This is a genomic window from Nocardioides sp. P86, assembly GCF_023712465.1.
GTDB classification, from domain to species: Bacteria; Actinomycetota; Actinomycetes; order Propionibacteriales; family Nocardioidaceae; genus Nocardioides; species Nocardioides kribbensis.
This window is the reverse complement of sequence record NZ_JAMAYE010000001.1, coordinates 803,045-829,018: the sequence shown is the minus strand read 5'-3', so window position 1 is coordinate 829,018 and position 25,974 is coordinate 803,045. Positions and strand designations below refer to the sequence as shown.

13 protein-coding genes and 1 pseudogene are annotated in these 25,974 nt (G+C 73.7%); 8 read left to right on the top strand and 6 right to left on the bottom strand.

Annotation, left to right across the window (positions count from 1 at the left end; all coding sequences use genetic code 11):
• Positions 1-216: 216 nt before the first annotated feature.
• Positions 217-939 (top strand): YoaK family protein, encoded by a 723-nt coding sequence (locus tag M3673_RS03780; protein WP_251531696.1) that lies wholly within the window; start codon positions 217-219, stop codon positions 937-939.
• 162 nt (positions 940-1,101) lie between these two features.
• Here M3673_RS03780 and M3673_RS03775 read toward each other — a convergent pair whose 3' ends face one another.
• Both M3673_RS03775 and M3673_RS03770 read right to left on the bottom strand, forming a co-directional pair.
• Entirely contained in the window at positions 1,102-2,640 is a 1,539-nt protein-coding gene (locus tag M3673_RS03775) for an AtzH-like domain-containing protein (protein WP_251531694.1), read from the bottom strand.
• A 259-nt stretch (positions 2,641-2,899) separates the two neighbouring features.
• On the bottom strand, positions 2,900-4,510 hold the full coding sequence (locus tag M3673_RS03770; RefSeq protein WP_251531687.1) for a hypothetical protein: 1,611 nt from the start codon (positions 4,508-4,510) through the stop codon (positions 2,900-2,902).
• 336 nt (positions 4,511-4,846) lie between these two features.
• Here M3673_RS03770 and M3673_RS03765 point away from each other — a divergent pair, with 336 nt between their 5' ends.
• The 5 genes and pseudogenes from M3673_RS03765 (at position 4,847) to M3673_RS03750 (ending at position 20,657) form a co-directional block, all read left to right on the top strand.
• Entirely contained in the window at positions 4,847-7,978 is a 3,132-nt protein-coding gene (locus tag M3673_RS03765) for an Ig-like domain-containing protein (protein WP_251531685.1), read from the top strand.
• Between the two features lie 355 nt (positions 7,979-8,333).
• A complete protein-coding gene (locus tag M3673_RS03760) occupies positions 8,334-8,825 on the top strand; it encodes a hypothetical protein (protein WP_251531682.1) in 492 nt (163 codons plus the stop codon).
• Between the two features lie 201 nt (positions 8,826-9,026).
• Positions 9,027-19,055 carry a calcium-binding protein gene (locus M3673_RS03755; protein ID WP_251532802.1) on the top strand — a complete coding sequence of 3,343 codons (10,029 nt, stop codon included), beginning with the start codon at positions 9,027-9,029 and terminating at the stop codon, positions 19,053-19,055.
• 285 nt (positions 19,056-19,340) lie between these two features.
• Positions 19,341-19,901 (top strand): annotated as a pseudogene (locus M3673_RS19800) (proprotein convertase P-domain-containing protein); the annotation flags it as partial.
• Between the two features lie 21 nt (positions 19,902-19,922).
• Positions 19,923-20,657, top strand: coding sequence for a hypothetical protein (locus M3673_RS03750; protein WP_251531680.1), 735 nt, complete (start codon positions 19,923-19,925; stop codon positions 20,655-20,657).
• Between the two features lie 90 nt (positions 20,658-20,747).
• Here the strand turns inward: M3673_RS03750 and M3673_RS03745 are convergent, their stop codons facing one another.
• Together M3673_RS03745 and M3673_RS03740 are read right to left on the bottom strand one after the other, a co-directional pair.
• Entirely contained in the window at positions 20,748-22,079 is a 1,332-nt protein-coding gene (locus M3673_RS03745; RefSeq protein ID WP_251531673.1) for a hypothetical protein, read from the bottom strand.
• The gene (locus tag M3673_RS03740) at positions 22,076-22,459 is read right to left on the bottom strand and encodes a hypothetical protein (RefSeq protein WP_251531671.1); all 384 of its coding nucleotides are present in this window, start codon (positions 22,457-22,459) and stop codon (positions 22,076-22,078) included. The genes M3673_RS03745 and M3673_RS03740 overlap by 4 nt, the downstream gene beginning before the upstream one ends.
• A gap of 181 nt (positions 22,460-22,640) precedes the next feature.
• Here M3673_RS03740 and M3673_RS03735 point away from each other — a divergent pair, with 181 nt between their 5' ends.
• Entirely contained in the window at positions 22,641-23,276 is a 636-nt protein-coding gene (locus M3673_RS03735) for a hypothetical protein (RefSeq protein ID WP_251531669.1), read from the top strand.
• 251 nt (positions 23,277-23,527) lie between these two features.
• On the opposite strand, the gene M3673_RS19070 is transcribed toward M3673_RS03735, so the two are convergent.
• Positions 23,528-23,938, bottom strand: a complete 411-nt coding sequence (locus M3673_RS19070; protein WP_056862263.1) for a YidH family protein — start codon at positions 23,936-23,938, stop codon at positions 23,528-23,530.
• 63 nt (positions 23,939-24,001) lie between these two features.
• Between M3673_RS19070 and M3673_RS03720 the strand changes: the two genes are divergently transcribed.
• A complete protein-coding gene (locus M3673_RS03720; RefSeq protein WP_251531668.1) occupies positions 24,002-24,835 on the top strand; it encodes a thioesterase family protein in 834 nt (277 codons plus the stop codon).
• A gap of 20 nt (positions 24,836-24,855) precedes the next feature.
• On the opposite strand, the gene M3673_RS03715 is transcribed toward M3673_RS03720, so the two are convergent.
• Positions 24,856-25,962: a hypothetical protein gene (locus M3673_RS03715; RefSeq protein ID WP_251531665.1), complete on the bottom strand. Its 1,107-nt coding sequence runs from the start codon at positions 25,960-25,962 to the stop codon at positions 24,856-24,858.
• Positions 25,963-25,974 lie beyond the last annotated feature (12 nt).

Below are 25,974 nucleotides of genomic sequence, written 5' to 3'. Positions count from 1 at the left end.
TCGGTGGTTGAGGAGCGAGCGCCAGCAAGCGCAAGTCCGACGGTGGTTGAGGAGCGAGCGCCAGCGAGCGTCTCGAAACCACCCGACCGCCACGGTGGCTGAGGAGCGAGCCCTTCGAGACGCTCGCTGCGCTCGCTCCTCAGGGACCACGCCAGCGAGCGTCTCGAAACCACCCGGCCACCCACCCCCACCCGCACGCCCGGCGAGGATGTTCGGGTGACCTCCCGCCTCGCCGCCGTGTCGCACGAGCGCATGCACCTGGCGCTCATGCTCGTGCTGACCTTCACCACCGGCATCGTCGACGCCGTGGGCTACCTCGGCCTCGACCGCGTCTTCACCGGCAACATGACCGGCAACGTCGTCATCCTCGGCATGGCGATCGTCGGCGCCGACGACCTCCCGGTGCTCGGGCCCGTGGTGGCGCTGGTGGGCTTCATGGCCGGCGCGGCGCTCGGCGGGCGGGTGCTGCGCCGCGCGGGCGGAGCCTGGACCCGGCGCACCACGCTGCTCTTCACCGCGGTGGCCGTCGTCTGCGTGGGCCTCGGGGTGCTGCTGCTCGCGCTCGGCGAGACCCCGGGCGAGACCCCCGCCGAGGCCATCGCGCTGCCGGTCACCGCCGCGCTCGGGGCGGCGATGGGAGTGCAGGCCGCCACCGCGCGCTTCATCGCGGTCAAGGACGTCACCACCGTGGTGGTCACCTCGACCATCACCGGTCTTGCCGCCGACTCGGTGCTCGGCAGCGGCAAGGGCGGCGGCTCCGGGCGCCGCGTGCTCGCGGTCGCGCTGATCCTGCTCGGCGCCGCCGCCGGGGCCGCCCTGCTGCGCTGGCACCTCGGCGCCGGGCTCGTGGTGGCCGGGGGTCTGGTCGCCCTGGCGACCCTGCTCGGCGCGGTCCACGCCCGGCTGGCCGCCCGGGTGGCTCCCTCGACCCTGGCGTAACCGGACGGGCACTGTGCCGCCGCCGACGACCTCGGGTGGACGGGCGCCGCGCGGTTACGGGCTGTCGTCCGGCCGCTGCCGCGGCGTACGCCGACAGTGCCCGTCCGGCTACGGCGACCCGGCGGCGGCGACCGGGCCGCTGTGACCCCGTCGCGCTCGGCCTCAGCCGGCGAGGCTGGCGGCCAGCGCGAGCAGGTCGCGGTCGCGACCGGGGCCGGCGACGAGGCACACGCCCGCGGGCAGCCCGTCGCTGGTGGTGACGGGCAGCGACACGGCGGGCAGGCCGCCGAGGCCGGCCAGGCAAGTGAGGGCGAGGGTGGCCTCGCGCACGCGGCCGAGGTCCTCGCCGACGAGCGGGGCGACCGAGGGCGCGGAGGGCAGCACGAGCACCCGGTCGCCGACGAGCTCGCGCACCCGGGCGCGGGCGCCGGCGACGACCGCCTGGGCTGCGTCGGCCTCCGCGCGCGAGACCGCCGAGGCGGCGGCGAAGCGGCCGCGCACGTCGGGCCCGAGGGTGTCGAGCCGCTCGGCCAGCCACGCCCCGCGCACCTGCCAGGCCTCCCAGGCCTGCCAGGTGGAGAAGGCGCGACGCCAGGCGTCGAGCTCCCCGAGCGGCCAGCTCTCCCGCACGACCAGCCCCTGGTCGCCGATCCAGCCCTCCACCGCGGCGCGCACCGGCGGCGTGGCCAGCCCCAGCAGCTCGGGCACCACGACGAGGTCGCTCGAGCCGCCGGGGGAGTCGGGCAGCAGCACCTCGCCGACGAGGGCGAGCAGGTCGGCGTCGCGGGTCATCCACCCGACGGTGTCGAAGCTCGGCGCGAGCGCGAGCAGCCCGTGGGTCGCGATGGCGGCGTGCGTCGTACGGATGCCGTAGAGGCCCTGGTAGGCCGCGGGCACGCGGATCGAGCCGCCGGTGTCGGTGCCGAGACCGATGGTGGCGTGACCCAGGGAGACCGCGGAGGCCGAGCCGGAGGAGGAGCCCCCCGACACGCGGTACGGCGCCCGCGGGTTGGGCGGGCTGCCGAAGTGGTGGTTGGTGCCGGCGAGGGAGTAGGCGAACTCGTCGGTGCGGGCGATGCCGCGCACCGACGCCCCGGCCTCGACGAGCAGGTCGACGACGCGGGCGTCGCCGCGCTCGACGGGGGCGGCGGCCTCCCAGGCGGGGTTGCCGGCGCCGACGACCTGGCCGGCCACGGCGTAGAGGTCCTTGACCGCGAGGCTCTCCCCGGCCAGCGGGCCGCCGGCGGCGCCGGGCACGAGGGGGTCGCCGACCACGCGCCAGATGCGGCTGTCGAGGGCGGGGGCGGGCGCCGAGACGTGGGCGGCGGTGACGACCCAGCCGTCGACTGCTCGGGCCCACAGCTGGGTCTGCTGACCGCGGCCGCCGCGCTCGAGCTCGGTGACGGCGACGACCAGGGCGTGGTCGGGGTCGGTGACCTGCACGTGGGTCTGCACGATCCGTCGCCGCGGCGCCGGGCCGTGCGACCGGCGGAAGGCGCTGACCTGGTCGTGGCCCACCAGCAGCCCGGCGGCGTCGCCGCGCAGCGTGGTGGAGGCGCGCGCGACGAGCCGGTCGAGGGTCTCGACGTCGTCGGCCATAAGGGCCCGCTCGTAGGCCCAGAAGGCCTCGACCAGGCCGTCGGGCACGGGCAGGCTCGGGCCGGTGGGTCCGGGGACGGGTCCGGGGGGAGTGGCGCTCACGCGCTGATCATCCCCCGCGGGGTCGCACGGCGGGCGCCGTGCCGCTGGTCGGTCGCCCCGGCCGCGGGCCCCGGTGGCGCGTCACCGGCCGGTCCCCACCCCGACGGGCGGTTCCCCGCGGGGCTCCCAGCCTGTTGTCTTGCGCTTGTCGCGAGTGAACTCACCACGTCCGGGTGGTCGTTCCACCCGCAGGGGTGATCGCGGTCGCACGAGTCGGTCCGGACGAGGCCGACTCGTGCCCATCGATCTCCCGAGGGGCTCAGACAGCGTTCGCGGCGGGGCCCGGGGAGCTGTCGGCGTCGTAGATCGCAGGGCCGGTGGCCGCCCACCAGCGCGCGGCGCGGGCCGACTCCTCCGAGGCGCGGCCAGCATCGGCGATGTGCCCGGGGCCGGCCATGCCGAGCGCGAAGACCGCCGAGGCCCTGACGTCGGCGTGGGGGGTCTCCCGGGCCACGGCGAGCAGCTTCTCGGCTTCGTCCTCGTCGAGGTGGCGCCGGCCGAGCCCGACGCTGACCAACGCCTCGCCCTGGAGACCGGTGCGGGGCTCGCCGACGGCGAGCGCCACGACCTCGTCACGACGGTTGCCGTGGCCGAGCACGAGCAGGGAGTCCCAGGCCCGGGCGGCGAGCACCTCGTTGACCCCACCGGCCAGGGGCACGCAGGCGTCGGCGACCGCGGGGCCGTAGGGGCTGAGCGCCAGCACCCGCCCGGCCATGCGGCGTCGCACGCCGTGCACGTGGAAGAGCAGCTCCTTGACCAGCTTCTCCAGCAGCGCGTCGGGCTCGGCCGGTCGCGCGGTGGGGGTGACCGCCTGGGCCTGACCGGCGATGGTGCGGCACAGTGCGTTGATGTGCTGGGCCGGCAGCAGCAGGCCCTTGTCGCGGGTGAGCTGGAGCCGGGGCCGCTTGGCCGGGTCGCGCAGGCCGCGCATGACCCGCTCGAAGCCGTCGTCGGGCAGGTGGACGACCAGGTCGATGGTGTCGACCGCGGCCCGGGTGGTCTCGTGGGCGTCGAGGCGCCGGGCGGCGACCTTCTCCAGCTTGCGCAGTGAGAGCGGGTCGAAGTGGCCCCGCGCGGCCTTGCCGGCGGCGACGCCGACCGCGGCCTCGCGCAGGGTGGGGTTGTCGCTGCGCAGCAGCCGCAGCACGAGCTCGCCGGCCGGGGCGTCGGGGATCTCGCGCAGCAGCGAGACGGCCGGGGCGGCGAGCTGCACGTCGGGGTGGGTCAGCCAGGAGCCCAGGGCGTGGAGCATGTGGGGGCGCGCGATGTCGTGGCCGATGAGGGTCACGCAGGCCTCGTAGCGGCGCAGGTGGTCGATGCCCATCGTGCGCGAGAGCTCGTTGACCAGCCGGCCGCAGAGCACCTGCCAGGAGTCGGCCATGAGGAAGAAGTAGTCGAAGCGCGCCAGCTCCACGGTGAGCTGCAGCCACTCGCCACCGCAGAGGACGTCGCCGGCCAAGGCACGCTCGAGGAGCCCCTGCACGAGCTGGGGGCCCTTGTCCTCCTCGCCGTAGGTCGCCCGCTCGGGCGGCGGGGGAGTGGGGGCGGAGTTGCGCAGCAGGCTGCGCGAGGTCGCCAGGATCGAGCCCGACGGCAGACCGAGGGCCCCCTCGTAGGCGAGCACCACCTTGGTCGGCACGGCCTGCTGCCCCGACTCCCAGCGGCTGACGCGGCTGAGGTCGGCGGCCATCCCGAGCCCTCTGAGCTTCTCCACGAAGGCCGAGCGGCTGGCCAGCTCCAGGTCGGTGCCGAGCATGCGCGAGGTGGCCAGCAGCCACGCCGAGCGGGGCCAGGCGCCGAAGGTGCGTGAGCGGAGCGAGCTGGGGTCGTCGGGCATCTGCTGGGGACGGCCGCGTCGTCGGCCCGTCACGCGGAGCCCTCAGGGCAGTCGGTCGGTCGCTGCTGCGAGCGCGTCGGGGGGGACGCAAGGCTCATGGGGTCTCGTACTCCTCACGTCGTCGTGCAGGAGAAAGGTAGGGGAGCACCTCGGGCTCCGTCTCGGGAATCACAACGATGGAGCGCCGCCATAGTTATTGCGGATCAAAAATCGGTACACATAAAAGGGGGTGCTCACCTCTTTACCTTCCTAGGGTCCTCGTTGTTTGGGTCTGCTCGGCAGACCTGGGCCCGGGTCCCAGCGGGGGCCTGGCGAGTCCCCCGGCAGGTGTCGGAGGCTCACTTCACCTTCCGGAAGGAACATCTCCACATGAACAGCAGCGGCATCAAGCGGGGACTGGCCACCACGGCCATCGCCGCCCTCGCGGTCACGGGCGTCCCCGCGATCGCCAACGCGGCGCCCCTCACCCTGGGCACCGGGTCCGAGAACGTCGTCACCCTCGTCGACCCGACCCTGCCGATCTCGGCCCAGGCCGACGGCACCAACTCGACCTACCGCCTCACCGCGCAGGCCGGCACCGGCGTCACCTCGGTGACCTTCTCCTACAGCCTCAACGGTGTGAACTTCACCGAGATCGGCTCCACGACGCGCAACGACAACGGCGTCTTCGGCATCGAGTGGGACGCCTCGGCCGTCGCCGGCGCCCCCGCGGTCACCATCCGCGCCACCGGCAACGTTGCCGGCACGACCACCGACGAGGACACCGCGGCCGCCCCCGTGGCCGCCAACAACACCGTCGAGACGGTCAACATCACCAACGGCGACACCGTCGGCGTCTTCCAGGCCCCCTACGGCGGCGGTCAGCAGAACGTCATCGTCAACGGCACCTCGTCCGACCCGGCCGCGACGCCCGACCTCGAGTTCCTCAACGGCGCGGCCTTCGCCGCCGGCGGCACCGCGGTCAGCACCACCACCGGCACCAACCCCACCACGGGCACCTGGGCCGGCATCCTCAACATCGCGGGCTACCAGTACGGCTCCACCAACGAGCTCCTGGTGCGCGCCTCGGAGGCCTCCGAGGACACCGAGGCCTTCGCGCTCTACCAGCAGACCATCACCACGGTCAACGCCGTCGCCGGGCAGCCCACCGCCGGTGGCGCTCAGGTGCCGGTCACGGTCACCGTGCTCGACCAGAACCAGCGCCCGATCGCCGGTGCCCGCGTCGCCAGCTCCACCGGCGGCGCCACGCAGCTGACGAACGCTCAGGGTCAGGCCACCTTCACCCAGACCGACGCCTCGGCCTACTACTACGCCGACGCCACCGCCGCCACCGGCTACCAGGCCAACCTCGGCGACAAGCGCTCCAACGACGTCGCCCTGGGCCAGTACGTGCCCGTCGCCTCCTCGCTCGACGCCGACTCCTCCAACGGTGCGGCCTTCGACTTCAACGAGTACGACGCCAACGACATCACCGTGCAGGTCCAGGACCAGCAGGGCATCGACTTCGGTGGCGTGCAGCAGGTGCAGTACTACTTCACCTTCACCGCCTTCGACGGCACCACGACCCAGGGCCGCTTCCCGGCCACGGGCACCAGCACCGTGCCGACCGACGCGAACGGCGAGGCCGACATCCCGCTGCCGACCGTCACCGAGGGTGGCACCTTCACGCTGTTCGCCGGCGTGGCCGCCGACCCCAACACCGGCAACGGTGCGGTCCCGGTCAGCAACGTGCTGACCTTCAAGGCCGGTGACGCGACCCTCGACATCACCAACGCCGACCCCGCCTCGGCCCCGGCCGGCGGCGAGATCGTCGTCTCCGGCACGCTGCTGCTCGAGGACGGCACGGCCCTGGCCGGTCGCCCGATCGACCTCAGCTACACCGGTGGCGACGCCGGCTTCAACCAGACCACCGGCGCCGACCAGCCCACGCTGACCGTCACCACCGGGGCCAACGGCGGCTTCTCGGCCACCCTGGACGACGTGGCCACCGCGGCCGGCGTCGCTCAGCCCACCGAGAACGGCACCGTCACCGCCGACACGGCCGACTACGACGACTCCGAGGGCGACATCGACAACGCCCTCGAGGGCGACACGCTCGCTGTGATCTTCTCGCAGGCCACCGCCCCGGCGGCCTCGACGGTCGACATCACCGGTCTCGACGCCAACACCACCCCCGGTGAGGCCGACCTCGCTCAGGTGGAGGTCGTCGACGCCAACGGCGCCCCGGTCGCCAACCAGAACGTCACGCTCACCATCGGTGGCGACGCGTTCTTCACCGACGGCACCTACACCGGCGCCAACGGCACCGAGGGCGGCAACCTGCGCGACCTCGGCCAGACCATCACGGTCGCCACCGACAACGCCGGTGTCGCCGAGTTCCTGGTCGGCATCGGCCGCTCGGAGGACTTCGACGACGACGGCGACGCCACCGCCACCGTGACCGCCACCGTCGCGACCGCCGGCACCACGCCGTCGGCCTCCGACACCGCCACCGCGGACTTCGACTCGTCGAACCCGCTCAACGGCGGCGACGTCACCATCGTCCCGAACGACCGGTTCAACGACGACGCGGACTTCCTGCCCGAGGCCCGCACCGGCGATGAGGTCTACTTCGACGTCTACGCCACCGACCAGTTCGGCAACCTGACCGACGTCACGGTGCAGCTCACCGACAACACGACGCTGGCCGATCTGTCGAACAACACGGTCACCACGGACTTCATCGACGACGTCGAGTTCTCTGCCTTCAGCATCCGCGAGGTCGACCAGACCATCACCGCGACGTGGAACGCCCCGACGACCACCGTCGTCAACGGTGCCGCCGTCGCCGGCCCGACCGAGGCGCTGACCGACACGTACACGATCAACTGGTACGACTTCGACATCGCCGACGCCACCGCCACCATCACGTCCTCGCCCGAGGGCGAGGTCCAGGTGGGCTCGCCGGTCACCGAGACCGTGCGCGTGGTCGACGGCAACGGCAACCCGGTGTCGAACCTCGACGTCCAGTTCATCCGCCAGGGCCCCGGCTCCGGCCAGGACGGCGACGCCAACTTCACCACGACGACCAACGCCAACGGTGAGGCTTTCTACACCTTCGTCGGCACCGAGGAGGGCACGGCCAACATCACCGTGACCGCCACGGACGGCAACGGCGTCGTCACCGCCCAGGACCAGGTCGTCTTCGTCGGCAACCCGGGCCCGGTCGAGAAGGAGCCGGTCACCGCGGTCCTCAGCGCCAACAACAACGGCGCCCAGGCCGACCGCCTCCGCGTCTCCGCCGGCGTCACCGCCGGTGCGAACGAGGCCGTCGCCGAGTTCTACCGGATCAAGAAGGACGGCAGCTCCAAGCTCGTCGGCACCGCCGTCCTCAACTCCGAGGGCATCGCCAAGGTCAACGCCCCCGACGTCAACGGCAAGCGCTTCACGAAGTACTTCGCCATCGTCAAGGGCACCGCGGCCACCCTGCGCGACCGCTCCAACAACACCCGGGTCCGCTGACCCTCGTGTGACACGTGAGGAGCCCCGGGGCGGCGCGAGCCGCCCCGGGGTGACTCTCCCGGGGGTCCACGACCCCCACGCTTCTCCGCACAGCTGAGCACCACCACCAGCCGGGAGACACAGACGCGGTCCGGGCCATTCTCTGTTGCCGCTGCTTGAGAATGGTCCGGACCGCCTGTCCACCCTAGGACACCAGGGCCGTCCGGCTGCACCACCGGGGCGACACACGTCATGTGTGTCGCCCCGGTGGGCATTTCGGGGGAGGGTCCACAGGCCCCGACCGTGTGGTCCGCGCGACCCGGACACGCCGCCGACGGGGCGTCGCGCCGGCGTCGAGGGGTGCTTGACTTTACCCATGCGACTGCGCCGTGCCCTCCTCGTCCTGCCCTCCCTCAGCCTCGCCCTCGCCCTCGGTGCGTGCAGCGGTGACGACGGCGGCGGCGACCAGGCCGACCCCGCCCCGTCGCCCTCGGCCTCGGGCCCGGTGGGAGACGCCGAGAAGGGCTGCACCGTCGAGCTCACTGTCTCCGGCGGCGCCGAGGCCGCCTACTCCGGCGAGGCCCGCGTCATCCGCTCGGCCCAGGAGGGCCAGCCCAAGGCGATCTACATGGCCGCGTGGGGCAAGGACGACCAGAACACGCTCAACGTCTACCAGGCCGGCGGCGAGATCGAGACCAGCGCCGTGCTCAGCCTCGACGGCGCCAACTTCGCCAGCGAGGGCTCCGAGGGCATCGAGATCACCCGACGCGAGGCCACCGCCGACCTCCCGCTGACCGGCGCCGACGACACCTCCGCCGACCTCGCGGCCACCTTCTCCTGCGGCCGCGGGGGCAAGAGCCGGCAGTGACAGCCGCGCCGCAGGGAAGGGTCGAAGGGCCCTACCCCGCGGCGGGGCGTCTGTCCAGCGTTTGACCCAGAACCATCCCTTTTTACTGTTCTGTCAGGCTCGAACCGACTATGGGCCACGAGGGTGAAGACGTGGTGAGGTTCTCCTGGCCGAGTGTGCGCAACAGGGGGTTGCCCCGGCCGTGTGAGTCCGGAGTTCCTCGTGCGTGCTTCCCGTCCTGCCGTCCTGCGTCGCTCCCGCCGTCTGCTGGGGGTCGTCGCGGCTCCCACAGCTCTCGCCGTCGCCGCGGCGACCCTGTCCGTCAGCCCGTCGGAGGCCGCCCCGCCGGTGGGCTCGACGTCGGCCTCCGACGTCGTCATCGGTCTGCTCGGCCTCGGCAACGCGCTCGGAGCCGCGGCCCAGCAGCCCGCGCTCGCCGACGACTTCCCGCTCACCGACCTCTCGGTGCGCGACGTGCTCCAGCTCGACACCGCGCTGGGCCGTCGCGTCACGGCGGCCGTGCTGAACAAGAACGCCACGCTCGACACCATCGACGACGTCATCTCCGCCGACCCCGCCCTCGAGATGCGTGCCGTCACCCCGCTGGCCAGCGCCCCGGCCGACAGCATCGAGTGGCTGCTCGACATCGACCTCACCGGCACCGCCCCGGTCGCCCTCACCTACGCCGACGACCGCATGCAGTTCGGGGCGGCCGAGCTCGCCGGTGAGGCCACCGGCCGTCTCACCGGTCAGGTCCGACTCCGCTTCGACGACTCCGCCGAGGACCTGCGCGAGTTCTCCGTCGTGGGTCAGTCGGAGCTCACCACCCACGTGTGGACCCGCCCCGCCGGCAGCAGCGCCGGAGCCGGCCAGGACCTCCCCATCGCCCCTTTCACGGTGCGCGACGGGTTCGTCGAGCTCGCCGCCGAGGGCGCCGGGCGCATCGACACCACCACCGTCCTGCGGCTGCGCGACCCCAACGGCCGCGGCGCGCTGACCACCGAGGACCTCCAGCTCAGCGACCCCGCCGAGATGTTCGCGACCCGCCGGCTCCCCGGCGCCGACGACGTCTCGATGGACGTCTCGCTCACCAGCGACCTGCTCGACGGCGGCCCCCACGGCGCCGTCACCGTCGGCACGCGTGCCGCCGACGCCGAGACGCCCTACGCCACGCCGGTCATCGCTCGCGAGACCGCCCTCGAGCAGCTCACGGCCCTGACCCGCACCCAGGCGCTCACCGGCTTCACCCAGTACGCGACCGCGCTGCGCAGCGCCGAGGGGGCCGCCGACGCCGAGCTGCCCCTGCTCGACGCGAACCTCTCCGACCTGTACTCCCCGGCCGACGACCTCATCGACCTGCTCAGCCAGCAGGCCACCGCCACCATCACCTGCGGTGCCGCCGACACCAACCCGCCGAGCGGCGCCCCGCGCCCCGGGCAGGTGCAGTACTGCCAGGCCACCACCACCGGGGTCAGCGTCGACGACGGCGCCACGGTCACGTGGGCCTCGCCCGACCCCTCGGTGAGGATCACCGGCGTCACCGCCGCCACCGTCGGCACCGCCCCCACCGACAATGTCGAGGTCACCGGCGGCGGCGGCTTCCCCGTGCTCACCACCAGCTTCGCCAGCAACGGCGAGAAGCGCACCGCCCGCACCGTCACCGGCTCGATCCAGGAGCTCGGTCGCGCCATCGGCGACCTCGGCCTCGACGGCACGGTGACCTACGCCCCCGACACCCGCGCCCTCGAGGTCGCGGTCCGCCAGGACGACGCCGCCTCCCGCAGCGCCGACGTGCTCACCGGCGGCAGCGGCAGCCTCGCCCCGCTCACGGGCCTCACCGGCCTCTGCCAGGCCGTCGTCGCCGACGGCGTGCGCTCCTGCCCCCAGACCGGCGACGCCCCCGGCGCCGTGGAGCCGCCCGCGGGTGACGCCACGGTCGCCACCGCCGGGCGCTACCTCGAGGCCACCTTCGGTCTCGGGCTCGTCGACCCCGCCCCGCTCGTGGAGGGTGACCAGCCCACCCTCGCCGAGGCCGACCAGACCCCGGTCGCCTACCTCAAGCCCGGCCCCGACGGCAGGCTCTGGGAGATCGGCTCGGTCGACGCGGGCCTCGACGGCGACACCGCCATGGCCGCGCGCATCGGCTTCCTCAAGGTCGACGTCGACGTCACCGACTACGACCTGACCCAGGCCGCGGGGCAGCCCGCGGCCCGCGTCACCGTGCCCACCGGCACGGTCGCCCTCCAGTACGGCGAGGTCGCCGGCGCCCTCCCGGTGGCCGACCTGCTCGACGACGGCCAGAGCACCGTCGTGGCCGAGCCCGAGGGCTCGGTCGCCCTGAGCGCCACCGCCTCCCTCGACGTCGCCGACGCGCCGACCATCGCCGCCGGCGGCGGAGCCGGGGAGCGCCTGGTCGGCGCCGACGGCACCATCGACGCCACCTGGGCCACCCTCGCCGCCGGCGCCCTGCCCACGGTCACCACCGGCGGCGCCTACGACGACCTGCGCCTGCTCGACCTCGTGCCCTCGCGCAACGGCACCATGGGGGAGGCCTCCGACGGCGCCACCCTGGTCGACGAGTCCGCCGACTTCTACGCCCAGTTCGGTGTCGCCGACGACACGGCCGCCGAGGACCGCGTGGTCAACCGTCAGCTCTACGACCTGGCCCCCACCGACCCGACCGCGAGCATCTGCACGCAGTTCACCGTCGACAGCGCCACCACCGTGACCTGCACCGACGGTCCGCTGGCCGAGGTCGGCTTCACCGCCGGCCACCCCTACGTCATCAACGGCGACCCCGAGGCGCTGCGCGACAAGCTCATCGACGACTACGCCGCGGTGCTGCTCTCCTTCGCCTCGCCTTCTCCCGAGCTCGGCGCCGACAAGACGCTGCCGCTGCTCGACGTCGTGCCCTCCGAGCTCAACCGCGCCCGCCAGGGCCTCAACGCCGTGCTGCTCGGGCTCCAGGGCTCGGCCACCGGGACCGCGGCGCCCGCCGACACCCAGGACGTCTCGACCCTGCAGGCCTTCGCCGCCGCCATCCCGGCCATCGCGCCGGGCACCGAGGCCACCTTCGGCCTCGACGGCGACCGCCTCAGCTTCGCCACCACCCGCAGCCAGAGCGACCAGAGCGACAGCGTGCCGCTGCGCCTGGCCGCCGGCGAGAGCCAGCTGCGCATCGTGACCGACGCCGTCGACGACGACGGGGTCCGCAAGCCCGCCCAGGTGCTCCTCGGCTCGGAGTCGAGCGCCACCGTCGACCTCACCGTCGACCTGGCCACCGCCGCCTCCTACGTCGGCTCCGACACCCGCACCGTCGAGACCGTCACCGACGTGGCGTCCGCCGACATCGCAGCCCTGGGCGGCAAGAACGCCGAGTACGGCTCGGCCGCGCTGACCGTGGGCGCCACCGGCTCCGACCTGCGCATCGGCGTCACCGTCACCACCGACTCCGGCAGCACCGAGGCCCTCGTGCCGCTCGCCGACTTCCGCGACTCCCTGACGCAGGACCGGGCCCTCGCCGGCGCGGCCCAGCAGTGCCCCGGCAACACCGGCGGGGCCGACGTCGCCGCCTGCGCGACCGTGCCGCTCGACGGCTCCGACACGGTGCGGCTCGACCTCAAGGCCACCGACAGCTCCGGCGGCACCGGTGCCGACCTGGCCGGCCAGCCGCTCGCCACCCAGTTCCTCGTCGACGCCCTCAGCGGCTTCGACCGCACCCTCGGCGACTCCCTCGACGGCGAGCTCGCCGGCCTGACGATGCCGCTGGTGGGCGCCGACCTCGACGCCGCCGCCGACGTCCCGGCCGCCGTCCGTGCCTTCAGCGGCGCGGCCCGCCAGGCCCTCGACGTCCAGTCGGTCACCGGCATCGCCACCACCGCCGACGCCGGCACCCTCGAGACCGCCGTCGAGAACGCCCTCAACGGCATCGCCGACACCCCCGAGACCACCCTCGCCCCCGTCGACGTCACCCTGCGCTGCGCCAGCTCGTGCACGTCGTCGTCGAAGGTCTCCGACGTCACCTCGATCTCGGCGCCGCTGGCCCTGAGCGGCACCGTCACCGAGCAGCCCGTCGCCTTCGACGCCGGCCTGCCCGGCGTCTCCATCGACACCGTCGCCGAGGTCGTCACCACCGTCGACTGGGACCTCTCGGTCACCGTCGGCATCCAGAAGGGCACCGGCCCCTACCTCCAGCTGCCCGACACCTCCACCCCGCTGACCGCGACCGTCGAGGCACGGCTGCCCGACCGCACCGACGACAGCTGCCACGCCTGGACGCGTGCCTCCTACTGGGAGGACGCCGCCGGTGCCGGCTCCGTGCCGGCCCCGACCGCCGCCCGGTGCATCGACGCCGTGGTCGGCACCATGCCGAGCGTGCTCGTCGACCTCGGCGACACCGGCCTGCAGGCCGACGTCGCGGTCGAGATCGACGCCGCCGACGCCAATGGCAACGACGGCCGGGTCTACCTGCCCTCCATCTACGACCGCGAGCTCGGCTTCAACACCTCGGCCACCGGCACCGGCGGCCTCGACGTCTACGCCGAGTCCTTCGCCGGTGAGCTCGGCTTCTTCGACACCGTCGGAGCGATCTCGCTGACCTGGGAGGACGAGGTGTTCTCCGACCTGTCCTTCGACAACACCTACCTCGACGCCACGACCTTCTACAAGGCCGTCGGCGAGGGCTTCGGCAAGGCCCGCCAGTGGCTGGCCCCGCTCAACCCGGTCGTGGAGACCCTCAGCGCCCCGATCCCGGTCATCAACGACCTCGCCACCCTGGTCGGGGCCGGACCGGTCTCGATGCTCTCGATCCTGGTCAAGCGCTACCCCAACCTCGGCCTCATCACCAACCTCATCGCCTTCCAGCAGCTCGTCGGCAACCTGCCCGAGCTCAAGGACGAGCCCGAGCTGGTCAGCCTGAGCAGCATCGACGAGGGCGGCAGCTTCGAGATGGACGCCGACTCCCTCAAGGTCGGCTCCTGCTCCTCGACCGCGGTGGAGAAGCTCGACGACGGCACGACCAAGACCGAGAAGAGCAGCAAGAGCAACGTCGGCGCCGAGTCGGCCTGCGACGTGGAGGACGAGGACGAGAAGAAGGGCGAGGAGGGCGCCGAGGTGCCCGCCGAGGAGGAGCAGGAGAAGCCCAAGACCGTCACCGAGGTCTCCTCCGAGGCCTACTTCGACCTGCCCAGCATCAGCGTGCCCGTGCTCCAGGACTCCGAGCAGGTCTACAACCTGCTGCTCGGCGAGGGCGACGCCACCCTGCTCTACGTCGACCTGGGCCACCTCGGCTTCAACGTCGGCGTCTCGCGCAGCTTCGGCCCCTTCATGGTGGGCCCGGTGCCGGTCAGCGCCTCCATCGGCGGTGAGATCGGCATCGACGGCCGCATGGCCTTCGGCTTCGACACCCGCGGGCTGACCCAGAAGATCGAGGCGATCGACCCCGGCGCCACCGACCAGCTCACCGGCGGTGGGTCGGTCTTCAAGGACGGCTTCTACATCGACGACCTCGAGGAGGGTGACGACGTCCCGGAGATCGAGCTCACCTTCACCGTCGAGGCCGGCGCCGCCGTCAGCATCGGCTTCGCCGAGGCCGGCATCAAGGGCGGCGTGGTGCTCGACCTGGGTCTCGACGCCTTCGACCCCGACGGCAGCGGCAAGATCTACACCGACGAGTTCATCGGGGCCAGCGCCGGACCCAGCTGCGCCTTCAACGTCTCCTCGGGGATCGTCTTCTTCCTGCAGTTCTACTTCAGCATCGACCTGTTCCTCTTCTCCATCGAGGAGGAGTTCGACATCGTCCGCAGCCCCCGCCTCACGCTCTTCGAGTTCAACTGCGCCACCGAGGAGCCCGTGCTCGCCAAGCGCGAGGGCGACGACCTGCGCCTGCTGATCGGCGAGTCCTACGCCGGCGAGCGCAAGGTCTACACCGGCCAGCAGAACGAGAAGTTCACCGTGCGCCAGCTCAGTCCGACCCGGGTGGAGGTGACCGCGTTCAACATCGTGCAGGAGTACGACGTGCCCGCCACCGGGCGCATCCTCGCCGACGCCGGCAGCGGCAACGACATCGTGCGGCTCTACCCCGGACAGCTCCTCAGCACCGAGGGCGGATCCACCAAGGTCACCACGGTGCCCGTCACCACCCAGGCCGTCGTCGACGCCGGCGCGGGCAACGACGCCGTCGTCACCGGCGGCGGTGCCGACACCGTCACCGGCGGCTCCGGCAACGACACCGTCGACGCCGGCGACGGCGAGGACACGGTGAGCGACGCCTCGGGCAACGACATCCTCGATGGCGGCGCCGGCCGCGACTCCGTCGACGGCGGCGCCGGCGACGACCGCACCAGCGGCGGCCCCTCGACCGACGAGGTCAAGGGCGGCGACGGCAACGACGTCGTCGAGGGCGGGCTCGGCATGGACGTCGACTCGCTCTTCCCGACCGACGACGACGCCGCGATCGCGGCCCTGGTCGACTCCGGCGACGTCCTCGTGGGCGGCAACGGATCCGACACCGTCAACGGCGGCGACGGCTCCGACCTCACCGTCGGCGGCGCCTTCGACACCGCAGGGATCAGCCGCGACCAGCGCGTCACCATCACCGTGAGCTCCGCCAGCGGCACCCAGATCATCGACAACGACGTCTCGGTGCTCACCGTCGCGCTGCCCAGCGAGGCGTCGGTGCTCGCCTCCTGCCAGGAGCAGGGCGCGGCCTCCGACGGCGGCGTCGACTCCGTCACCGGCGGCGACGCCCGTGACTACGTGCTCGGCGGCGCCGGGGCCGACACCCTCTCCGGGGGCGGCGACGACGACATCGTCTGCGGCCGCGGCGGCGACGACCTCCTCGACGGCGACGGCTCCGACGTGCTGGTCGACGACCAGGGCGACGACGTGGTCCGTGGTGGCGACGGCCGCGACCGCATCTACGGCTCGGGCGGCACCGACACGCTCTCCGGCGACGCCGGGGACGACCTGGCCCGCGGTGGCGAGGGTGACGACACCCTGGCCGGCGGCACCGGCAGCGACCTGCTCGTCGGCGACGCCGGCGACGACGTGGTCAAGGGCGAGCCCGCCGACCCGTCGGCTCCGCTGGGCGCCGGGCGCTCGATCGTGTGCCGCCCCTCCACGAGCATCGTGGTCGGTCTGGTCGACCTCAACGGTGACCTCTCCGGCACGGCCGAGGACGACGGGCAGCTCGAGGGCCTCCAGGTCACCGACGGCTACGTCCTGGCCGCCGGCGGCGGACGCTACTCCGGGGTCCTCGCCGGTGTCGTGTTCAGCGACGGCCGCGCCGACCTCGACGGCAACGGCAGGGTCGAGGGCCGCCCGGCCAGCGGCGCCGTGCTGGGCGACACCGGGACCGTGGAGCTGGCCGGCCTGACCGGCGCGACCGGCGACGGTGACTGCGTCCTGGGCGGCGAGGGCACCGACGAGCTCGACGGTGGCGCCGGAGGCGACTTCGTCGACGCCGGCGAGGGCGACGAGACCAAGATCCGCGGCGGCGTCGGTGACGACTTCGTGCGCGGTGGCGACGGCGCCGACCTGCTGCACGGCGATGCCGGGAACGACCTGGTCTCCGGCGACGCCGACGGCGACATCCTCTACGGCGACGCCGGCAACGACGTCGTGCGCGGCAGCTCCGGCACCGATCTCCTCGCCGGCGGCAGCGACACCGCCGGTGTCGCCGACGGGGCCGACGAGGTGCTCGGCGACGGCAGTGTCGACGTGGTCGCGGGCGGCAACGCCGCCCTGGCCTTCAAGCCCGGCACCACGGGCTCGATCGTCGAGGGCGTCGACGCCACCCTCCTGGCCACCCCGGCCTCGGGTGACAACGACAAGCTCTACGGCGGCTACGCCTCCGACTGGGTCTTCGGCCAGGCCGGCGACGACCAGGTCTTCGGTGGGCCCGACGACGACAACGTCGAGGGCGGCAGCGGCGCCGACCTCGTCCAGGGCGACGACGGTGCCGACCTGCTCGTCGGTGGGTCCTCGACCTCGGGACCGCTGACGCTCAACCGCTCCGGTGCGGGTCAGGCCGACGGCGCCGACACCCTCGTCGGCGACGAGGGCGTGGACGAGATCGACGGCCAGGACATCCTGGCCGGCGACAACGCCAAGCTCGTGCCGCCGTCGCAGAACACCGCGGCCGCGCGCACCTGGTGGGCGCGGATCCGCCCGACGGTGGGCATCACGCTCTACGACACCGCGACGACCCAAGCCCCGGCCGCGGCCGTCTCGGGCTCCGACACGCTCTACGGCAACGGTCAGGACGACCTGCTGCTCGGCCAGGGCGGCAACGACACCGTCTACGGCGGCGACGGCATCGACGCCGTCGAGGGCGCAGCCGGCGGCGACACGCTCTTGGGCGAGGCCGGCGACGACCACCTCATCGGTGGCTCGTGGGCGGCCGGCTCCTACGACGGGGTCTCCGCCGACACCGTCGACGGCGGCGAGGGCAACGACCTCGTCCTCGGCGACAACGGCACCGTCACGGGTGCGGGCACCACGGCCGACCCGGCCAAGGTCACCCTGCTCAACCAGCCCGCCACCGGCGGCACCGCACCGGTCTCCACCTACGGCCCCGACCGCCTCGGCGGCGGCGTCGGCGACGACCTGGTCTTCGGCCAGGGCGGCGACGACGAGCTGCGCGGCGGCGACGGCTACGACGGCCTCGAGGGTGACGGCGGCTCCGACCGGCTCTTCGGCGAGGCGGGCGACGACGCCCTCACCGGCGGCAGCTCCTCGGCCGACGGCGTCATCGGGGCGACCCGCACCGGCACCGGTCAGCTCGACGGGGCCGACGCCCTCGACGGCGGCACCGGCGACGACGTGCTGGCCGGCGACAACGCCCGCCTGGTCCGTCAGGACGGCCTGCGTGCCGACGGCACGACCCGACGCGACATCGCGCTCTTCGACCTCGACCGCGCCACGGCGCGCGCCGCGGCGGGCACGGGCGGTGCCGACACCCTCGTCGGGGGCGACGGTCGCGACCTCGCCTTCGGGCAGGGCGGCAAGGACCGCGTCGACACCGGCGCCGGCGACGACTACGCCGAAGGCGGAGCCGACGACGACACGCTGCTCGGCGGCACCGGTCAGGACGACCTCCTGGGCGGCGGCTCCTCCAACACCGGGGTCGTCATCAGCGGCAACGGCACCGACGACCGGCTGCTCAGCGTCGTGCGCGCCACGTCCGACAGCTCGGCGACGGGTCTGGTCGACGGCAACGACTCCATCGACGGTGGAGCCGACACCGACGTCGTGCTCGGCGACAACGGCCGCATCACCCGCGGCGGGCCCAACCAGCTCCTCGCCGGCGGTCCCTCGGGCCCGCGCGTGGTGCGCCAGGTGGCCATGGCCGACTCCGGCCCCGGCATCTGGGCGGGCAGCGACACGTTGATCGGCGGTCAGGGCGACGACGACCTCTACGGCCAGTTCGACGCCACCGGCACCAGCCGGCCGCAGTCGTCCTACGCCGGGCAGGCCGTCTCCGGCGACGTGCTCGACGGCGGCGACGGTGACGACGCGCTCCTGGGCGACCAGGGCGTCGACGTCCCGACGGCGGCGGCGACGCTGGGCCGCACCAACGAGGTCATCCGCAACCAGACCGGCTTCCTCACCGAGACGGTGCGACCCAACGACTCGCTGGTGCGGGTGGTCACCCAGACCGAGCCCACGGTCGGCGGCGCCGACCTCCTGCTCGGCGGCACGGGCCTCGACTCGCTGCACGCCGGGGCGGGCGACGACCTCGTCAACAGCGGCGACGGCGACGACGTCACCTTCGCCGGCGACGGCAACGACGTCGTCTGGGGCGGCGCCGACCACGACCGGATCTTCGGTGGTGCCGGTGACGACCTGCTCGACACCAAGAAGTGGATCGGCGTCCCGGCGCTGTGGATGGCCGTGGCGCCGTCGGTCGACACCGACGGACGACGCATCACCGTCAACGGCTCCGACCTGATCTACGGCGGCCAGGGGCACGACGCCCTGCAGGCCGACCAGAACGACCAGGGCCGCGTCGCCGGTGACCGCCTGGTCGACTGGACGGCCTCCTACAACCGCTACCTGGTGTGCAGCGGCTCCGGCACGGCCAACCAGGTCGTCGACGTCGCCGAGTCCACGATGGTCACGGCGCTGACCCGCCTGGCCGAGGCGACCGGGTCCGTCAGCGCCGCGGAGCTCTCCCTGGTGGCCAGCGGCGGCGAGCGCCTCCCGGCGTTCTCCGGCACCGCCGGCACCAACGCCTGCGAAGGAAGCTGAGCCCCGCGTCACGGCGCTGAGGAGGGCCCCCGGTCGGACGACCGGGGGCCCTTCGCCGTCCGCCACCCGATCGATCGGGGTACTAGCCCGAACGGGCCATGCCTCCGGTGCCGAGAGGGCCAGGGGGACTCCGCCCGAGCTTCCGTCTGCACGGGTGGCAATGGTCATTGCGACCTGAGTGAAAAAAAGCAAAAACTCTTCGCGGGCGATCGCGACGACCGACGATGGTCCTGCATCCACGCGTCAGCTCTCTCGGGTCTGACCAGAACCCGAAACGGACGATCCATGAACCTCACCACCGCACCGACAGGGGGTGGCCGCCGCACCATCCGCCGTGCCGCCGCCCTCGCCTCGACCCTGCTGCTCGCTGCCGGCGGGCTCGCCGTCAGCGCCGCGGCCCCGGCCTCCGCCGCCCCGACCTCCTTCCCGGCCACGTCCGGGGTGCCGGCCTTCATCGGCGACTACACGACAAGCAATGCAGGCATACCGGTCTCGTCTGCCACGAGCTCGGCGATCACTGCTCAGATCACCCTCAACCACAGCTGTGTCGCCGACCTGGTCATCAGCCTCATTGCGCCCGACGGCACGACGGCTGTCCTCGCCGATGAGAACCGCACATGCCGCGGGTTGAACGGGACCTACACCTTCAGCGACTCCGGCGCAGACTCCTTCCTCTCGGCGCCGACCACGTTGTCCTACGAAATCCCCGGTGGGCAGTACCGCGCGTCCAATTCCCGAGGAGTCGTGGACCTGGCGCAGGCATTCGCGGGAGTCGACCCTGATGGTCAGTGGACCATCCGTGTCGCTGACGAGGCCGGCTTGGACACCGGCACCTTGAGCAGCGCCTCACTCACGTTCGGTACGGACATGACGGACGCCCCGACCGTGGTCGTCGACGGCGGACCCGCCGACGGGGCCACGGTGACCTCGGCGCCGACCTACACCTTCTACGTGCCCGAGCAGGGCTCCACGACCAAGGAGTGCCGGGTCGACGAGGGCGCATGGGTCGACTGCACGAGCCCCTACACCGTCGACATCAGCGAGCTCGAGGACGGCCCCCACACCGTCGACTTCCGCGCCCGCGCCGAGTCGGGCCTCCAGGGGCAGTCGGTGCGTCGTTCGTTCGTGCTCGACGCCGTGCCGGACGAGCCGGCTGACACCACCGCTCCCGTCGTGACCATCTCGTCTGGTCCCACCGACGGCGCCAGCGTCGAGTCGGCGCCGACCTTCACGTTCACCTCGGCCGACGACGACGTCGCCGGCTACGAGTGCTCGGTCGACGGTGCGGCCTTCGCGGCCTGCACCAGCCCGGTCACGCTGACCACCGAGCCCGGCGCCCACACCTTCGCCGTGCGCGCCACCGACGAGTCCGGCAACACCGGCACCGCGGTGACGCGCTCCTTCACCCAGCGCGACCTCGCCTGCGAGGAGGCCACCGCCACCCTCGCCGAGGCCAAGGCCGACCTGAGGGAGGCCAAGGCGCGCTTCGCCCGGGCCAAGGAGTCGGGCAACAAGACCCGTATCGAGCGCACCCGTGCGCTGCGCAACGAGGCCCGCGCCGAGCGCAACGAGGCGCTGGCGCAGGTCGAGCAGGAGTGCTGACCGCAGCACCCTGACGGCCGACGGTCGTCCCCACGCACGTCGGGCCCCCACCTCGCGGTGGGGGCCCGACGTGCGTCGACCGGGTGGCGGCTACCTCAGCACCGTGGTGCCGGAGTCCTCGTCGTCGATCCAGTCCTGGCCGTCGTCCCAGAAGTCCTCACCGGTGGCGCCCTTCTTCTTGTCCTTGCTGCCGCGCCCGGCGCCGCCGCCGGCCCCGGCCGCGCCACGGCCACCGGCGCCGCGGCCCCCGGCGCCGGTGCCACCGCGCGCGGCCCCACGGGCCCCGCTGCGGCTGCCGCCACGACCGCCCGCACCGGCGGCGCCCGCCGTACGCGCTCCGCCGGTGGAGCCGGGGGCGACCGCCGCGCCGCGGCCCAGGGCGCCCGAGGTGCCCGTGCGGGCCGAGGCGCCGATGGCGCCGGCCTTGGTGGCGGCGTTGGAGAGCGAGCCGGTCAGGCCGCTGAAGGCGCCGCTCTTGATGCCGCCCAGGAGCGCGCCGCCCCCGATGGCGCCGGCGGCCACGCCGCCCGCGACACCGCCGGGGAAGCCGCCGCCCGTGCTGCCGCCCGAGCCGCCGGTGCCCGTGCCCGACGCGCCGCCGTCGGTCCAGGAGCCGGGGTCGCCGATGTCGGGATCGGTGCCGTCGGGGACCTCTGGCTCGCCGGTGATCGGCGGCTCGGTGATGATCGGGGGCTTCGGCTCCTCGGGGTCGACCGGGTCGATGATCGGGTCGCGGTCACGATCGGGGTCGCGGTCACGATCGGGATCGCGGTCGATCCGGCCGCCCTCGTCGGGGCGCCAGGTGCTGCCGCCGTTGCCGCCGGTGGAGCCGTCGCCGTAGGGGTTGTCGCCGCCGCCACCGCCGCCGTTCCTCGTGCCGGGGAGCGGCTCGGGGTCGGGGATCTTGTGGATGTCCTTGAAGATGGTGATCGGCTCGTCGTAGTCGCTCTCCATCTGGTCCGCGATCTCGCGGGCGCGCTGCTCGCGGGCCTGCTCGCGCAGACCGGCCTGCGTCGCGGAGTTGTCGGCCGCCGTCCTGGCCTGGTCGTTCTCCGCCTGGGTCTTCTCGGGGTCAGGCGTGAAGGTGATCGGCGTCAGCGGTGGCAGGTCGGTGTCGATCTTGTCGCGGGCCTCGCGGGCCTTGATCACGCCGTCCTTGGCCATCTGGAGCGCCAGCTTGCCGCGGAAGGCCTCCGTGCCACGCTCACGCATGCGGTCGGCGGAGGCGCTGAGGGCGTTGAACATGGCGGGACCGGTCTCGCCTCCGATGTCCATCCCGTTCTGGGCGGCCGTCGACAGGTGGATGGCCACCCTGTTGAGCACCTCGGAGACGTTCTCCCAGGCGGTGACACCATTGGTGATGGCGTCGTCGCTCGACTGGTCGACGGCCTGGTCGAGACGCGTCCGCTCGGTGCCCTTCATCGGTTCTCCAGGTTCTGGTTGATCGCTTCGACCGCGTCGGTGCTGCTCTGGATCTGCGCCAGGGCCTCGGCGGAGTGCGTGTCGGTCGTGTTGGTCCCGTCGCGGAACGTCTGGACCGCCTCGATGTAGATGTTCATCGCCTGCCGGAGCTCGACCAGGCTGTCGCGGAGGTAGTCTCTCGCCTTGTCGGCGTGCCCGCTGAGCTCGGTGCCCCGCGGCAGCGAGCCGAACGACGAACCGGCCGCCCAGTCCAGGTCGGTGGAGCTGAGGTCGCCCTCGCCCGTGCTCAGCTCCTCGAGGATGCCCTCGATGACGCCGTAGTCGATGATGAGCTCCTGCAGGGCACCTACGAGCCCTGGCAGTGGCGTGGTGTCGCTCATGAGCGCGTCCTCCTGGGACAGTCGAGGTGTCGTGGGCGCAGGTTGTGGCCGAGACGCTCCTTCCCCTCGGGCCGCGACTTCTAACGTCCTTGACCGAAGTCGTCCGGTCCACGTGTGCTCCCTCGGCCGGCAGGGCCTTCGCGGGCGGCTGCGCCCGTGGTGGGTCTGGCACGCTGTGGCCATGCTGTCCCGTGCGCGCACCGTCCTGCTGTCCCTGACCGCCGCCGCCGTCGCGTTGACCGGCGTCGCGTGCTCCGACAGCGGCGCGGGAGACGATCCCGACCCGTCCTCGACCGCGGCGGCGTCCCCCACCGACGCCGGCTCCGCGGGCTCCACCAGCGCCCCGGCGGAGCCCTCGGAGCCCTCGGAACCCTCGGAACCCTCGGAGCCCTCGGAGTCCGAGGCGCCAGACGGCACCGAGCTGCGGATCGAGGGGATCTCCCTGGTCGCGCCCCCAGGGGCGAAGCCCCAGGAGCTGGGTGAGGGGCTGATCAGCGCGGACTACGCCGACGGGTCCTTCGTCAACGCCGGGTCGATCCCCGACTACGGCGGGTCGCTGCGCGAGCTGGCCCAGACCGCCGCCGAGACCTCGCGCTTCCCGACCCGGCCCACCGTGCTGGCGCCGGTGGAGTACGTCGGACAGCGCTGGTGGCACCTCGCGGGGCCGGCCGGCCTGGGCGACCGGGTGGAGTCGTTCGGCACCAGCACGGGGGAGTACGTCGTCTACGTGGAGTTCGGCATCCCGCAAGGCACCAGCCGGGCCGACGCTCAGGAGCGGATCGAGTCGGTAATGGGGAGCGTCGAGCTGTCGGGGTGACGCGCCGACCGCTCACCGGGGGTGGTTTCGAGACGGTCGCTGGCGCTCCCTCCTCGACCACCGGGGCCGGGGGGCGCTGCCTCCTCGACCACCGGGGGTGGTTTCGAGACGGTCGCTGGCGCTCCCTCCCAAACCACCGGGGGTGGGTGACGCTGCCTCCTCGACCACCGGCGGTGGTTTCGAGACGGTCGCTGGCGCTCCCTCCTCGACCACCGGGGGTGGGTGGGGCTGCCTCCTCGACCACGGCGCGGTCAGGCGCTGAGCAGGACCACGACGGCGAGGAGCAGCGAGACGCCGACGACGGCGGCGGTCATCAGCAGGCCCAGGCCGAAGGCGGGCAGGGGGCGGCCGGTGCGCATCGCGCGCTCGACGCGCGCCCAGCGGGCCAGCGCGACCGCGGTGGTCAGCCCGCCGAGCAGCACCAGCACCACGACGAGGGTCAGCCGCAGCCACGTCGGCTCCGGCACCCCCAGCGACGACAGCGCCACGCCGCCGGCGAGCAGGGCCAGCGAGGTGCGCACCCAGGCGAGGAAGGTGCGCTCGTTGGCGAGCACGTAGCGAGGGTCGGGCTCCTGGCCCTCGCCGTAGACCCACGCGGGGCGGCGCGGGCGCTCCTGCCCACGGGGGCTCTCGCCGGGAGCGGGGGAGGCGGACGCGGGCACGCGACCATCGTGCCGCACGACCGCGGGCGCGGGACGGTCGGCGGCGGGCGGTAGCGTCCGGCCATGACCGCAGGCCTCCCCCCGACCTCCGAGTTCGACACGCAGACCGCCGTCACGGCGCAGGGCGAGGGGCGCTACGCCGCCGACCTCGCCGCCGGGTGGAAGGTCGGGGGCGGCCTCAACGGCGGCTACCTGCTGGCCACCCTCGGCACCGCCGTGCGCGCCGAGCTGGCCGAGCGAGGCAAGCCCGACCCGCTGGTCATCAGCGCCTACTACCTCTCCGCCGCGACCGCGGGGCCGGCCGAGGCCCAGGTCGGCGTACGCCGCGACGGCGGCCGCGTCGCCACCGTCGCCGCCGACCTCGTGCAGGACGGGCAGACCCGCATCACCGCGCTGGCCACCTTCGGCGACCTCGCCCGCGCCGCCGACGACGTGCGCACCACCGCCGTCGAGCCCGAGCTCCCGCCGCTGGAGCAGTGCGTGCGCAACACCGACGCCCCGCCCGAGGTGCGCGCGATGGCGCCGCTGATGGAGCGCTTCGACATGCGCTTCGCCCCCGAGAGCGCCGGCTGGGCGGTCGGCGCGCCGAGCCGCCGCGGGGAGATCGCCGCGTGGTTCCGCCTGCACGATGAGCGCGAGCCCGACCCGCTCTCGCTGCTGCTCGTCGTCGACGCCCTGCCGCCGGTCACCTTCGACCTCGGGCTCATGGGCTGGGCCCCCACCGTCGAGCTCACCGCCCACGTGCGGGCCCGGCCCGCCCCCGGCTGGCTCAAGGTGCGCCACGCCACCCGCAACCTCGCGGGGGGCATGTTCGAGGAGGACTGCGAGGTCTGGGACTCCTCCGGGCGCCTCGTGGCCCAGGCGCGCCAGCTCGCGATGGTGCCGCGCGGGGCCTGAGCCGCCTGCGGGCGCGGGCGTCAGCGGGGCACGCGCAGCTCGCAGATCCAGCGGCGGCGGGGGTGCTCGGTGACGGTCCACAGCCGGTCGTCGGCGGGGGTGTCGCCGGGCCAAACGGCGAGGTCCTCGGGACCCATCGGGGTCGCCCAGCGGCGTGGCCGCCAGGGGTCGGCGGCGTCGGGGGAGGCGCCCGTGACCAGCGTTCCCGGGGTCCAGGGGCCGTGGGAGGTCGTGACGTGCCAGCGCCCGCGCGAGACCACCGCGCCCTGCATGCCGGCCACCCCGCTGTCGTGCACCGACAGCGGCCGGGCGCGGCCGTCGTCACCGACCACGGGGGCGCCCTCGGGGGTGAGGGCGAAGCGGGCCAGGCGCCGGGTCCGGCGGCCCCTGGCGTACTCGCCGACCACCAGCTTCGGGCCCGCCGCGGGCGCGGCGGACGACGACGCGGGTGACGCGGGGGAGGCGTCGACGGAGAGGAACGAGTAGCGCAGCGGCTCCACGCCCTCGCCCGAGCCGGCGGCGTGGCCGCGCCGCACGGGCAGCACCCAGCGGTGGCCGAAGGTCTCCGCGCGGCGACCGGCCGGCACCTCGACGACGTCGTCGACCCGGGCGCTCCAGAAGCCCTTCGCGGTGGCCGCGACGTGCAGCCACGACCCCACCCACGCGATGCCGCCCGCGTGCACCTGCAGCGGCTTCCACGACCCGTCGGCCTGCGCGCGCACCAGCAGGACGTGGTCGTAGCGGCGCGTCTCGAGGTCGACGACGCTGATCCGCGAGCCCTGGCCGCCCGGCGGCGTGGGCTCGCCCGGCATCGTCTTGGCGTACCAGCTGACCATCAGCACCCGCCCCGGCACCGGTGCCTCGGCCGCCCCCGCCGCGGCGTCGGCCGACGAGGTCACCCCTTGCGGCCACCAGCGGGCGTCGCGCCGGTCGGGTCCCTGCCACGTCCACGAGCGGCGCGCCGCGAGACCCGGCGACAGGGTCCGCCGCAGCCGCCGGCCCTCGCGCGGCAGGGCGGCCACCAGCCCCGCGAGACCCGCGCGCCGCCCGCCGTACGCCGAGACGAGCGCGTCGATCGCGGGGCCCGCGTCGCGGCCCGGGGTGAGCCAGAGGTCGGGGTCGGTCACGGGGTCCTCCTG

Excerpts from the sequence above, each read along its gene's own strand:
- M3673_RS03745 (WP_251531673.1), bottom strand. The coding sequence starts at position 22,079 with ATGAAGGGCACCGAGCGGACGCGTCTCGACCAGGCCGTCGACCAGTCG.
- M3673_RS03765 (WP_251531685.1), top strand. The coding sequence starts at position 4,847 with ATGAACAGCAGCGGCATCAAGCGGGGACTGGCCACCACGGCCATCGCC.
- M3673_RS03735 (WP_251531669.1), top strand. The coding sequence starts at position 22,641 with ATGCTGTCCCGTGCGCGCACCGTCCTGCTGTCCCTGACCGCCGCCGCC.
- M3673_RS03740 (WP_251531671.1), bottom strand. The coding sequence starts at position 22,459 with ATGAGCGACACCACGCCACTGCCAGGGCTCGTAGGTGCCCTGCAGGAG.
- M3673_RS03720 (WP_251531668.1), top strand. The coding sequence starts at position 24,002 with ATGACCGCAGGCCTCCCCCCGACCTCCGAGTTCGACACGCAGACCGCC.
- M3673_RS03750 (WP_251531680.1), top strand. The coding sequence starts at position 19,923 with ATGACGGACGCCCCGACCGTGGTCGTCGACGGCGGACCCGCCGACGGG.
- M3673_RS03760 (WP_251531682.1), top strand. The coding sequence starts at position 8,334 with ATGCGACTGCGCCGTGCCCTCCTCGTCCTGCCCTCCCTCAGCCTCGCC.